The organism is Ferrimonas lipolytica (genome assembly GCF_012295575.1).
Classification (GTDB): domain Bacteria; phylum Pseudomonadota; class Gammaproteobacteria; order Enterobacterales; family Shewanellaceae; genus Ferrimonas; species Ferrimonas lipolytica.
The window spans coordinates 923,649-936,460 of record NZ_CP051180.1; the positions used below are offsets into that span (position 1 = coordinate 923,649).

Annotated in this window: 13 protein-coding genes and 1 pseudogene; 5 read left to right on the forward strand and 9 right to left on the reverse strand. The window is 48.1% G+C overall.

Annotation, left to right across the window (positions count from 1 at the left end; translation table 11 throughout):
* Positions 1-24: 24 nt before the first annotated feature.
* Together HER31_RS04380 and HER31_RS04385 are read right to left on the reverse strand one after the other, a co-directional pair.
* Positions 25-540: a hypothetical protein gene (locus tag HER31_RS04380; protein ID WP_168659457.1), complete on the reverse strand. Its 516-nt coding sequence runs from the start codon at positions 538-540 to the stop codon at positions 25-27.
* Positions 541-545: 5 nt separating this feature from the next.
* Complete coding sequence (locus tag HER31_RS04385) at positions 546-1,046, reverse strand: DUF3299 domain-containing protein (protein WP_238786888.1); 501 nt, start codon at positions 1,044-1,046, stop codon at positions 546-548.
* A 185-nt stretch (positions 1,047-1,231) separates the two neighbouring features.
* Here HER31_RS04385 and HER31_RS04390 point away from each other — a divergent pair, with 185 nt between their 5' ends.
* Both HER31_RS04390 and HER31_RS04395 read left to right on the forward strand, forming a co-directional pair.
* A complete protein-coding gene (locus tag HER31_RS04390) occupies positions 1,232-1,951 on the forward strand; it encodes an ABC transporter ATP-binding protein (protein WP_168659459.1) in 720 nt (239 codons plus the stop codon).
* Complete coding sequence (locus HER31_RS04395) at positions 1,948-3,192, forward strand: ABC transporter permease (protein WP_168659460.1); 1,245 nt, start codon at positions 1,948-1,950, stop codon at positions 3,190-3,192. Before HER31_RS04390 ends, HER31_RS04395 begins: the two co-directional genes overlap by 4 nt.
* A gap of 343 nt (positions 3,193-3,535) precedes the next feature.
* On the opposite strand, the pseudogene HER31_RS04400 reads toward HER31_RS04395, so the two are convergent.
* Both HER31_RS04400 and HER31_RS04405 read right to left on the reverse strand, forming a co-directional pair.
* Positions 3,536-3,793 (reverse strand): annotated as a pseudogene (locus HER31_RS04400) (endonuclease III); the annotation flags it as partial.
* A 46-nt stretch (positions 3,794-3,839) separates the two neighbouring features.
* Positions 3,840-4,736 carry an AraC family transcriptional regulator gene (locus HER31_RS04405; protein WP_168659461.1) on the reverse strand — a complete coding sequence of 299 codons (897 nt, stop codon included), beginning with the start codon at positions 4,734-4,736 and terminating at the stop codon, positions 3,840-3,842.
* 171 nt (positions 4,737-4,907) lie between these two features.
* Between HER31_RS04405 and HER31_RS04410 the strand changes: the two genes are divergently transcribed.
* Genes HER31_RS04410 through HER31_RS04420 form a run of 3 tightly spaced genes read left to right on the forward strand, consistent with a single transcriptional unit; the run spans position 4,908 to position 6,923 of the window.
* Entirely contained in the window at positions 4,908-5,858 is a 951-nt protein-coding gene (locus HER31_RS04410) for an SDR family oxidoreductase (protein WP_168659462.1), read from the forward strand.
* Between the two features lie 25 nt (positions 5,859-5,883).
* On the forward strand, positions 5,884-6,612 hold the full coding sequence (locus HER31_RS04415) for a fibrobacter succinogenes major paralogous domain-containing protein (protein WP_202983601.1): 729 nt from the start codon (positions 5,884-5,886) through the stop codon (positions 6,610-6,612).
* Positions 6,613-6,614: 2 nt separating this feature from the next.
* A complete protein-coding gene (locus tag HER31_RS04420) occupies positions 6,615-6,923 on the forward strand; it encodes a lipase family protein (protein WP_168659463.1) in 309 nt (102 codons plus the stop codon).
* A 61-nt stretch (positions 6,924-6,984) separates the two neighbouring features.
* Here HER31_RS04420 and nth read toward each other — a convergent pair whose 3' ends face one another.
* From nth to rsxC, 5 genes are read right to left on the reverse strand one after another with little or no spacing between them, the layout of a single operon-like run.
* Positions 6,985-7,617 (reverse strand): endonuclease III, encoded by a 633-nt coding sequence (nth, locus tag HER31_RS04425; RefSeq protein WP_168659464.1) that lies wholly within the window; start codon positions 7,615-7,617, stop codon positions 6,985-6,987.
* 19 nt (positions 7,618-7,636) lie between these two features.
* Positions 7,637-8,332 (reverse strand): electron transport complex subunit E, encoded by a 696-nt coding sequence (locus HER31_RS04430; RefSeq protein WP_168659465.1) that lies wholly within the window; start codon positions 8,330-8,332, stop codon positions 7,637-7,639.
* Positions 8,329-8,961, reverse strand: coding sequence for an electron transport complex subunit RsxG (gene rsxG / locus HER31_RS04435; RefSeq protein WP_168659466.1), 633 nt, complete (start codon positions 8,959-8,961; stop codon positions 8,329-8,331). The genes HER31_RS04430 and rsxG overlap by 4 nt, the downstream gene beginning before the upstream one ends.
* A 3-nt stretch (positions 8,962-8,964) precedes the next feature.
* Entirely contained in the window at positions 8,965-10,017 is a 1,053-nt protein-coding gene (rsxD, locus tag HER31_RS04440; RefSeq protein WP_168659467.1) for an electron transport complex subunit RsxD, read from the reverse strand.
* The gene (gene rsxC, locus HER31_RS04445) at positions 10,017-12,812 is read right to left on the reverse strand and encodes an electron transport complex subunit RsxC (protein ID WP_168659468.1); all 2,796 of its coding nucleotides are present in this window, start codon (positions 12,810-12,812) and stop codon (positions 10,017-10,019) included. The genes rsxD and rsxC overlap by 1 nt, the downstream gene beginning before the upstream one ends.

A 12,812-nucleotide genomic window follows, 5' to 3' on the forward strand; every position in this document is an offset into this window, starting at 1 on the left:
CTCTTGTGATATATCGTTGTCAATTTAGTTGGCGACAGCCAGCTTCTCTTCGGCGCTGGTGACCTTGACAAAAATGGATCTGAATTTAGATACCGTTTGGCCAGCAACGTTAGCGGTTAGTTTGCCACGCAACACAAATATTCCCGTTTTACCCGGGGCAATATTGAGTAACAGTTGCTGATCTGCACCGGTTCCAACAGCTTGATCTTTGGCTCCCTGGAGATTGACTATGTCGTCGGCCTTCCAAGTAACCTTCGCTTGCTCGAAATTGTCTGGCACCGTGATCGAAAATGGCACCTGACTAACTTCACTGGCATTAACCGTGAACCTCGGCTCGGCAGACAAGATCATCCCCCGAGCGAGTTGCTCAGATAACGTTGGCGCTGATCTGGCGTGCGATCCCATCGGGTACATGCCAAAGCCGGGGCCATGATTTTCGCAAGCATAACTAACGCTTACCGACGCCATAACGGCGGCGCACAATAAGGTTACAAAACGTGTTGCGCGGCAAGCGGAGGTAAAACGGTCAATGCATTTCATGATGATTACTCTGTATAAGGCGTTACCGAGTCGACAACTAAGGTATAAGCTGCGGTTCCCATATCGCTGGCGGTTGTCTCAATCTTGAGGGTGCCTTCAAACCAGAATGGGTCTTGATAGGAGTTAAGCTCTACCCCTTCTGGGTAGACAACATAGATAATCTGGTTTGGCGGCGGTGGCGGCATGTGCAGACAGGCGCCGAAGAATGGCACCATTAAAAATTCTACTGCCAGGAAATCCTCTTTCAGCTCCAACGGGACGATAAAACCGGGTAGGCGGATCTTGGTATTATTGAAGTCAGTTACCACGGTGGTTGACTCTAATGCTGCCAGGTAGCGCTGAGTCGCTTCGTCGTCTACATCTTCTAAACTGGCAACCGAGTCCTCGTCGCTGCCATCAACAATCAGTTCGATGGCCTCTGGTGGATTGAGAAGGGCAACAAGGTCATCTTCTGGCATCAGCTCTATCCACTCGATCTGACGATAGTCATTATCTTGGGCTGTCACTGGTGCACTGAATGTTGTTACCGTAAATAAAATTAGCCCCAAAGCCGTTTGGAGTCGATTGCTTAACATCTTAGGTCTTCCACAGATATCTAATATTGTTAAAAATGTTATAACATAACTGCCCTCATCGATGAATACGGGCAAGCTTCTGTTGGGCTCGTTAATTACACAAGTGTTTTATTATTGTGCAGAAAAAAGAATTAGTTGAAGCGCAAGCGGCGATCCTTCTGAAGCAATTACGCTTCCGTTACCAAGGCGCGACTGCTGACGTTATTGATATCCCCGATTGGCGCCTTGAACAGGGCGAGAAGTGTTTCCTTTTTGGTGCCTCGGGAGCCGGTAAAAGTACCCTGATGAACTTGCTTTGTGGGGTATTACAGCCAACCTCCGGAGAGGTTGCTGTGTTAGAGCAAACGCTCACAACCATGTCAGCTAGGCAACGAGATCGCTTTCGTTCACGTCATATAGGTGTGGTATTCCAACAGTTCAATCTTATTCCTTATCTCACTGTTGAAGAAAACGTTCGCTTGGCTTCGTGGTTTGCCAACAACGCTGGTGGAGCTGCAGAGCGCGAGTTGACGCAACGTTTGCACGAGCTGATGGATGCACTGCAATTAAAGTCAGAGCTGTTGCAGCGGCCTAGTAAGGAATTAAGTGTCGGCCAACAGCAGCGAGTAGCCATTGCCCGAGCATTGATCAACCAACCTGAATTGATGATTGTTGATGAGCCGACATCGGCGCTGGACTCCTATGCTCGGGACAATTTTATGCAACTGCTGATGAACGTCTGCTCCGAGCACAACAGTTCGCTGCTGTTTGTTAGCCATGATTTAACCTTGCAGTCCTATTTCGATTCGAGCGTCAATCTGGCTGACATTAACGTGGCTGGAGAGCGCCGCAGATGATCATCAAATTAGCCTATAAAAGCCTTCTTAATCGTAAGACCTCGGTGTTACTGACGCTGTTTTCTATTGTCGTCAGCTTATCGTTGTTGATCACCGTGGAGCACATTCGTTCCGAAGCGAAAGCAAGCTTTAACCGCACGGTTTCAAGTGTCGATCTGATTGTTGGCGCTCGTACTGGCCAGCTCAATCTATTGCTGTATTCCATTTTTCGTATGGGCAACGCCACTAACAATGTTGACTGGAAAAGCTATCAAGCCATCAGTGAGCAAGCAGATGTGGTTTGGTCAGTGCCGTTGTCATTGGGCGACTCCCATCGTGGTTATCGGGTGCTCGGCACTAATCAAGACTACTTTGAGTTCTATCGTTATGGCGATAAGCGGCCATTGGTGTTTGCACAGGGAAGCCGGTTTGAGAGCCCATTTGGGGCAGTGCTGGGGGCCGAAGTTGCCAAGTCCTTGAACTACAGCGTTGGAAAGCGCATTACCCTGTCTCATGGTGTTGGCTCAGTCAGTTTTACCGAGCACGATAACGCGCCATTTGCGGTGGTAGGCATACTCGAACCAACCGGCACGCCGGTAGACCGAACCATTCACGTCACTTTGGCTGGGATAGAAGCGGTGCACATGCCACCAAGTCGCTTAAAAGCGCTGCAAACCGCGGTTGATGCAGGGCAGGACATCGAGGTTAAGCCATCGTCCATTACTGCCTTTATGCTGGGGCTAAAATCGAAGATGTCTATCTTCAAGATTCAAAGGTCGATTAATAACTACCGCCAAGAACCATTGATGGCAGTGTTGCCGGGAATCGCATTGGTTGAATTGTGGTCGTTGGTTAGCTCGGTGGAGAATATTCTCAGAGTCATCTCCCTATGTGTGTTTGTATCGGCAATTTTGGGGCTTATTACTATGCTGTTGGCGTCGATGCAGGAGCGACAAAAAGAGATTGCGGTACTACGAGCGATAGGGGCGGGGCCGGTGCTATTGTTTGTGCTGATCCAACTGGAGGCCTTGTTGGTGACAACTTTGGCGATAGCCATCTCGTTGCTGCTGGTATGGGGCGTGTTCTATGGAGCCAGTGATCTATTAGCCAGCAATTATGGGATTTTTGTCTCGTCACAGATCTTGTCGTCGGCACAATTGATGCAATTGGCCGCGGCGCTGGTCGTCACTGTACTGGTTGCTTTGATCCCAGCGATAAGCGCCTACCGCAAGGCACTGCATGCAGGCTTGGGTAATCAATAACCGCTTTAATTGCATTGGCTGAAGCCGACTTCATCTTCTAGCTCGCAGCTGAGGGGGGTGACGTCGGCACTGTTATCTAGCCGAGTTTTGATACAAAGGGGAAAGCACTACCGCCGTTGATTTTCTGCCGCATTGGAGCAGTCCAGCGAAGCGTTTTGGACTGCGACCTAAGGCAAAGGGGGACTCCAAAGGGAGCGAAGCTCTCCCCTAATGCATACAAGAATGTGCCGTCGCCACCGCGACATCCGCCCCTAAAAGCACCGAAATCGGTGAAGCCGAAGGCTTAAGGCAAACTTCAACAGCTAACTACGGCACAGCCAATGTAATCTGAGCAGACGTAGCCTTACTCGTCTGGGTAAACCTTATCCTTGAATTCACACAAGTCTTCAATAATACATGAGCCGCAGCGAGGCTTACGGGCAAGACAGGTATAACGTCCGTGCAGAATCAACCAGTGATGCACATCGACCTTAAATTCAGTCGGAACCACTTTTAATAGCTTCTGCTCGACGTTATCGACAGTTTTGCCTACGGCAAATTTGGTGCGATTTGAAACTCGATAGATATGGGTATCAACGGCGATGGTTGGCCAGCCAAAAGATAATAAGGGTAGATGTCAACTGAACAGTATCAAATTAGCTATTAATTTACCATAACGCCGAACTTTCAGTCGTTTCTTTTGATTTCGCCCACTGCTTAGGTGATAAGCCATACATTCTTTTAAACTCACGACTGAACTGAGATGAACTAATATAACCAACATCCATTGCCGCCACGTTAACATTGGTGCCTTCCGCAATTTTCATGGCTGCATTATTAAGCCGCATCGACTTAATAAACTGAATAGGTGACATGTTAGTTGCTTGTTTAAACTTACGATGGAACACCGCACGACTCATGCCTATTTGATTCGCTAGTTCTTCAATAGTGACAGTTTCAGTTAAATGGGACGACAAAAACTCGATGGAGCGAGCGATTTCGTTGCCTACTCCAAATGCCCGTTTAAACGAATTGCCAGCCGGACCATTTAAAATTGCATAATAAAGTTCGCGTAAGCGACTTTTTCCAAGGATCGCTAAGTCCATCGAGTGCTCATCTAACAATAGCAGTCGATAAAGCGCATCCAAAAAAGGTTCGTCCCAAGTAGCCGTTAAAACACCCTGTGGCGTTTGCCTATTTGTGGCCGTATGAGAGCTTTTCGCACTTTCCATTTCTAAAGCGACTTCTGTCATCAGTTTGGAGTTAAGAGAAATGTATACACCTATCAGTGGGTTTTCCGGAGATGTCTCTGGTGTGCCTGTTTCAATCGGCATCGACATGGTGCAGCATATATAGTTATTGTTGTCATAAAGATGTTTTTTACCACCCCATATCGCTTCTTTACTACCACGAACTATTGCTGTTATTGATGGTTCATACACAGCGGGGGCACACTGAATTGGTTCGGTTACTTTAAATAGTTGCACACCCTGAATACCTGTTTCTACTAGGCCACTTGTTGTCATTTTTCGGTTGATGATGCGTTCTATTTGCTCTTTATTCATTGTGTAATCTCAATACTCAATATGAACTAACGTTAACACCGTCAATATTCAGTTTCAATTGAGTGATACAAATAGGCATGTTTTAGCGAGTTTTTCGCCTATTCAAGTAGTTTTTATGAGTTTATAGTGCATGTTACGTAAATATTACAATTTAACTAATAGGGTTAAGATATGACTCGCGAAAATCAATTCGGCTTAAAAGGTTGGACACCAGAATACTTAGATTCTTTAGTAGGTAAAACGTACTTAATTACTGGGGCAAATACAGGAGCAGGGTTCCAAGCTACGCGTATTTTATTATCGAAAGGTGCGCAGGTAATTATGTTGAATCGTAACCCTGAAAAGTCTGAAGCGGCAATTGAGGATTTAAAGAGCGAATTTGGCAATGATACTCAGGTAAGTTTTATAACAATGGATTTGGCGGAGCTAGCCTCAATTCGAAATGCAGCGCTAGAAATTAATGAAAAAGTGCCGAAAATTGACGCATTGATTTGTAACGGAGCAATTGCACAAATAGCAAAACAGCAATTAACAGTCGACGGTTTTGAAAGTCAGTTAGGCGTTAACCACTATGGTCACTTTTTATTGTCTGGGCTATTGTTTGAGAGAATTAATGAATCAAAAGGTCGAATCGTTGTGGTGTCTAGTGAAGGGCATAAAATGGGACTTAGAAACATTCAGTTTGACGACATGAACTGGGATAAAAACTATAACCCTAATAAGGTTTATAGCCAAAGTAAGCTGGCGCAAATGATGTTTGCCTATAAATTACAAGATAAGGTGAAACAGCAAGGTAAAGCAGTTGAAGTATACGTTTGTCACCCAGGTGCATCTAATACATCACTAATCCGTGAAAATGCAAGTGTTGCTACACGACTGTCATGGTCAATTATGGTGAAGTTAGGGCTAGCGCAATCTGCTGAAAAGGGGGCTTATCCAGAAGTAATGTGTGCAACAGAAAACACGTTGAAAGAACGCGCATATTATGGCCCTACAGGGCTTATGAATTTTAGTGGGCCAGTAGGTGAATGCAAACTTGAATCTTTTGTTTTAGATGATGAAGTGCTAACTAAACTATGGACGCTTTCTGAGCAAGAAACTGGTCACATATGGCCTTTATAACTAACTTTGTAACAAGGCAAAGGTAATGAAAACGAAAGCTATTATCTTCGGAATAGGAATGGTGATCTCAATGGCAAGTTCAACAGCAAAAGACTTAGCAGATGATTTAAATCATCCGCAAGTAAGCTCATCAATTGGCAAAGTTCTGGATAATGAAGGAAATGAATACCGTACAGTAACTATAGGCGAGCAAACTTGGTTAGCGGATAATTTAAGAACGACTAAGTTTCAAGATGGTTCAAAGGTTAGCACGGGCTATATTCCTGATGACGACGACAGCAACCTATTGAGATATGGTCGCCTATATGATTGGAATGATGTTAGCGATAATCGCAATATTTGCCCTGCTGGGTGGCGAGTTGCAACAGATGAAGACTGGCAAACATTAGAAAGAGCTATAGGCATAGATGAGTCAGAGTTAAATACAATCGGTTGGCGTGGTAAAAATGATATAGCAATTGAATTAAAAGCCGAGCAACCGAATACATTGTTTAAAAATTTCGATCAATCTCGAGTGAATAAGTTCAGTTTTTCAGCAACTCCTGCTGGTATAAAACTTGGAAAGTCTTATGTAGGAAACTGGTATATAACCCAAGGTATGTTTACTGAATTTTGGACGAGTAGCAATGCCAGTGAAAAAGAAGCTTTTGTTAGAACGCTTGCTTACTCTTGGTGGAACCCTAATAAAGGGAAGATTCGCCGTGCTACACTAGATAAGTCGTATATGTTTTCAGTACGTTGTGTGAAGATTTAGATATGGCTAAATTAGCTAAGATGATGAACTGTACTGCCTCGATAAAAGTCATAATACTCATTCTCTTGCAAATAGCTGGCTATGCTTCTGATATGGTGGATACGTCTTCATACCAAAAAGAAAACGAGCTTGTGGTACTTGCCCATGGTTTAGGGAGCAGTGATATTACAATGTGGCTATCAAAACAACGGCTGGAACAGGCTAATTTTGATGTTTGCACGATAGACGTAAGCCACTCTGCGATGCGATATAATTTAGAAGTTGCAGAGCAAACGATTCACTTTTTACAAAAAGGAATGTTTAAGCGATAGAAGGACAATAGGCGCTTTAGAAAGTACATATAAAAAGGGCAATGGAAAAAAGCCCTCAGCCTTATTCTGTCTTATCTTTAAATTCACACAAGTCTTCAATAATACATGAGCCGCAGCGAGGCTTACGGGCAAGACAGGTATAACGTCCGTGCAGAATCAACCAGTGATGCACATCGACCTTAAATTCAGTCGGAACCACTTTTAATAGCTTCTGCTCGACGTTATCGACAGTTTTGCCTACGGCAAATTTGGTGCGATTTGAAACTCGATAGATATGGGTATCAACGGCGATGGTTGGCCAGCCAAAGGCTGTATTGAGTACCACGTTAGCGGTCTTTCGGCCAACTCCGGGTAACGCCTCCAACGCTTCGCGATCTTCTGGTACCTCACCATGGTGATTATCTACCAACATCTGCGCGGCTTTGATGACGTTGACCGCCTTGGTATTAAACAGACCAATGGTTTTGATGTATTGCTTAACGCCTTCAACACCCAAGTTCAACATCGCTTGTGGAGTATTCGCCACCGGAAACAGCACCCGTGTTGCTTTATTTACAGACACATCAGTAGCTTGAGCTGATAACGCCACAGCGACCAACAGTTCATAAGGCGAGCTGAATTCCAGTTCAGTCTCAGGGTTCGGTCGCTGTTCTTGCAGCCGGACCAAAATTTCGCGGCGTTTATCTTTATTCATAGCGTCCTGCTAGTGGTTATTAGTTGGTGACGCGGACACGTTCAACTGGTTTTTCTTGGGCTGGTTTAGGCGCGAACATCGCTTCAACTTTGTCATTGAGCTGATTTTTCGCGGCGATTAATAAGCCCATGGCAATAAAGGCACCCGGTGGCAATAGCGCGAGCAAGAATGGACTTTCTAGTTTGAATAGTTCTATTCGTAGCACGCTGGCCCAGTCGCCGAGCAGCAATTCAGCACCATCAAACAGAGTACCTTGACCTAGCAGTTCGCGAGTACCACCGAGAATGGCCAGCACAATGGTAAAGCCGATGCCCATCATCAAGCCATCCCATGCCGCTAGGGCGACATGGTTTTTGGAAGCAAAGGCTTCAGCGCGGCCGATGATGACGCAGTTAGTTACGATCAATGGCAGGAAGATCCCTAACGACAGATATAAGCCATAGGCATAGGCGTTAACTAGCAACTGTACGCAGGTTACCAAGGCGGCAATGATCATAACGTACACTGGAATGCGGATCTCCGCTGGAATGCCCTTACGCAATAGCGATACCAATACGTTTGAGCCCAATAACACCACCATAGTGGCGATGCCGAGGCCCAATGCGTTGGTTAAGGTGTTGGTTACCGCTAGCAGTGGACACAGGCCCAGTAGCTGCACGATACCGGGGTTATTCTTCCACAAACTTTGCCAAACAATGTCGCGGTATTGATTCATGATTGAGCTCCACATTGGGGGGCTGCGGCAATAACATCCTTATTACGGTTAAAGTAATTAAGGGTATTCTTTACCGCTTTTACATAGGCTCTTGGGGTAATGGTTGCCCCGGTAAATTGGTCGAAGTCGCCACCGTCACGTTTGACGTTAAAGCGTGAGTCGTTCTCGCTTTCTAGGCGGTAACCGACAAAGCTATCAACCCAATCAGAGCGGCGGGTATCAATAAGATCGCCAAGTCCTGGAGTTTCGTTATGTTGGAGGGTACGGACGCCAAGTAGATTTCCCTGCCAATCAACGCCGACAATGATCTCAATCTCGCCGTTATAACCATCGGGTGCGGTGGTTTCGATCGCCATTGCAACCGGGGCGTCACCAAAGGTAGCAACGAACGCTTGATGGGGTCTGTCGTTACCTAGGTATTGTTCACTCACAATCTGATGACAAGCTTTGTGGGGTTCGTTATCGAAGCGATCGGCCGGGATAATTTGTGCCAAGGTTGCTATCAGCTGTTGCTGCTTCTGTTCGGCGATTTGGGCTTTTGTGCCTTCATAGGTAATGGCTACCAAACCAGCTGCACCAAGGCCGAAAAGCGCTAATAATAAGCCATTTTTTTTCATTGATTGGATCATGGCTTAGCTCCGGTGACCGTAGGTAGTAGGGCGACTGTAGTAATCGATTAACGGTACGCTCAGGTTGGCCAGCATCACCGCAAATGCGAACGCATCAGGGTAACCGCCAAGGGTACGGATCAGGTAAACCAGCAAGCCAATTAGGGCACCAAAGACCAAACGCCCCTTAACGCTGGTAGCTGCAGTAACCGGATCGGTAGCAATGAAAAAAGCACCGAACATGGTTGCGCCAGACATTAGATGCAGTACGACGCCGCCACTACCATCGGGATCAACCAGCAGATCTGCCAAGCTAAGTAGGGCGATGGAGCTAATTACCGCAACTGGGATGTGCCAGCGGATCACCTTGAGTTTCAGCAGTAATAAACCACCTAGGGCAAAAGCAGCGTTAAGCCAGAACCAACCTTGGCTTGCCAAGTTTGAAAATATCGGCCGTTGCATCGCTTCCGAAGCGGTAAAGCCAAGGGTTAGATCGGTTTTAAGGGTATCTAACGGCGTTGCCATCGTGGTGCCGTCAACTGCCAACCGTAACTGCTCCATCGACAGGTTAATGCTGTCGAGATCGTTAATGATGGCCATTACCGTATCAACCAGACCGATGGTTTGTGCCGCTAGCGGTTGTGGTGGCAGCCATTGGGTCATTACCGCTGGGAATGAGATAAGCAAGGTAACGTAAGCGGCCATTGCTGGGTTAAACAGGTTTTGACCAATGCCGCCGTAAATCTGTTTAACGATAGCGATGGCAAAGAGTCCACCCAATACCGGGATATACCACGGTGCCAATGGCGGTAGGCAGATCCCCAATAACACCCCAGTGACTAGGGCAGTATTGTCGCTTAAGGCTGCTCTAATATCGCGGCCACGGAGGGCGACGCACAGCGCTTCAACACCAACACAGGTGGTGACGGCTAAAAGGATTTGGATAAGGTTACCCCAACCAAAGAAATACCACTGCACCAATACGCCTGGAATGGTTGCCAGAGCAACCAGCTGCATAACTCGGCTGGTTGGCATCCGAGCCTGAATGTGGGGAGATGATGCGATCTTAAACGCCATTATTGTTTCTCTTTATCTTCTGAAACCGTCGCTTGTTCAGCGGCTTTTTTTGCTTTGGCTTTAGCTATAGCAGCAGCCACTGCCGCTTTGCGTTTGTCATCGGCGCTTGCAGCAACTGGAGCTGCATTTTCACCGCTGCCAGTTCCGCCATCGTCAGAGGGTGCAGCTTGTTCAGCGGCTTTTTTTGCTTTGGCTTTAGCTATAGCAGCAGCCACTGCCGCTTTGCGTTTGTCATCGGCGCTTGCAGCAACTGGGGCTGCATTTTCACCGCTGCCAGTTCCGCCATCGTCAGAGGGTGCAGCTTGTTCAGCGGCTTTCTTTGCTTTGGCTTTAGCAATAGCAGCAGCCACTGCCGCTTGGCGTTTGTCATCGGCGCTTGCAGCAACTGGGGCTGCATCTTCTCCGCCGCCAGTTACGCCTTCGTCAGAGGGGGCAGCTTGTTCAGCGACTTTCTTTGCTTTGGCTTTAGCAATGGCGGCGGCCACTGCTGCTTTGCGTTTGTCGTCGGCGCTTGCAGCAACTGGAGCTGCATCTTCTCCGCTGCCGGTAACGCCATCGTCAGAGGGTGCAGCTTGTTCAGCGGCTTGTTGTACTGCTTGCTTAGCTTTGGCTTTAGCAATGGCGGCGGCCACTGCTGCTTTGCGTTTGTCGTCGGTGCTTGCAGCAACTGGAGCTGCATCTTCTCCGCTGCCGGTAACGCCATCGTCAGAGGGTGCAGCTTGTTCAGCGGCTTGTTGTACTGCTTGCTTAGCTTTGGCTTTAGCAATGGCGGCGGCCACTGCTGCTTTGCGTTTGTCACCAGCGTTTGCAGCTACTGGAACGGCACCGTCACTGTTGCTAATCACGCTGTTGTCAGTTGATGCGCTTTGCTCGGCTGCTTGCTTGGCTTTGGCCTTGGCAATTGCCGCGGCGACGCCAGCAGGGCGTTTAGCGGTGTCGCTATTGTTACTGTCGGTTGAACCAGCCCCATTGCCTTGCTCAGCAGCCTGTTTCGCTTTGGCCTTGGCGATAGCTGCTGCTATCGCTGGTGACTTAGGCTTGGCACTACTGGATTGCTCTGAAGCGGTGCTATCCGCGCTATTTTGAGCTTGGGCCCGCTTAGCTTTGGCTTTCGCAATGGCGGCTGCAGCGGCGGCTTTACGTGGATTGTCGCTGCCTGCTTGCTCTTGCTGCTGTGCTTGTTCAGCTTTAGCCGCTCGGGCTTGCTCTTTACGCAGTCGACGCTGTTCGGCCATATCCGTCGGTGTCGCTGTGTCGGCAGTTGCAGCCTTGTCCGCTTTAAGTTTGGCAATGGCAGCAAGTACTGCCGCAGATGGCGCCGCGCCTTTGGCAACATTGGTGGATGCTGGGCGTTTGTGGCGATTTTCGCGTTCTTGTTTCTCTTTTTCGAGTCGAGCTTGACGCGCTTCAAAGCGAACTTTGGCTGCAGCAGCCTTAGTTGCAGCGGCCTTTTCTTCCCGCACTGCTGCTTTGGCAACGCGGTAATGTTGTACCAGTGGAATGTCGGATGGGCACACAAACGCACAGGCGCCACATTCGATACAGTCAAATAGATTAAGGCTCTCTGCCTTGTCGTATTCTGCCGCTTGGCTATGCCAAAACAGTTGCTGTGGTAACAATTGTTGCGGGCAAGCCTGAGCACATTCGCCACAGCGAATGCAGTTGCGAGGCTGGGGCTGTGCCGGCAACTCAGTGGTACTTGGGGCAATGATGCAGTTACAGCCTTTGGTAATACTGGCGCTGGTATCGGGTAGGGCAAAGCCCATCATGGGCCCACCAACGATCAATGGCTGCTGCGGTGCTGGTTGGGTGTTGCTCTGTTGCAGCAACCAGTCTATTTGAGTACCGATACGTACCCAGTAGTTGCCAGCTTGACGTGCTTGTTCGCCGGTTACGGTAACCACTCGCTCAATCAATGGTTCGTCATCAAACACCGCGCGCTTGACGGCATAACAGGTGCCAACGTTGTGCATCAAGATCCCAAGATCTGCAGGCAGCTTGCCTTTAGGCACCTGTTGACCAGTAACAATCTCGATGAGCTGCTTTTCACTACCAGAAGGGTATTTGGTTGGAATCGAGCGAACAATAATTTGGTTGCTATCGACTTTAGCCACTGCAGCTGTGAGCGTTTTAATTGCCTCAGGTTTATTGTCTTCAATGGCGATAATCACTCGCTCAGGGGAGAGGATCTGACACAGCAGCTCAATACCCTGAACAATTTGCTCGGCGTATTCACGCATCAAGCGATCATCGGCAGTAATATACGGTTCGCACTCGGCGCCGTTGATCAGCAAGTAGCGAATATCATCTTGGGTCGCCAACTTCACCGCTGACGGGAAGGTGGCCCCGCCCATCCCGGCAATACCCGCAGCGGCGATGATACGTCGCAGCACTTTAGGCTCTAATTGCTGCGGTGCTTCAATCGGTTGCTGTGGCCGCCATTGATCGGCGCCATCGCTTTGCAGTTCAATGCATAACTCTGGCAAGCCAGAGGCGTGGGCGATCGGCATCGGTCCGATAGCACTAATGGTGCCAGAGGTTGGGGCATGCACAGGCACTGCCATTGGGCTGTCGGCTTCCGTTAACGCCTGTCCCTTTAGCACTTTATCGCCAACTTTAACCAGCACCCGACCCGGTGCGCCAATGTGTTGCTTAGTTGGGATTACCAGTTGTTTTGGAACTGGCAGTTGGGAAATAGCACTTTGATTGGAAAGGCTTTTTCTCTGTGGTGGATGGATCCCGCCAGGGAAGGTCCACAGTTGGCCGCGATCGATCTGTTCTAACAATGTGTGCAC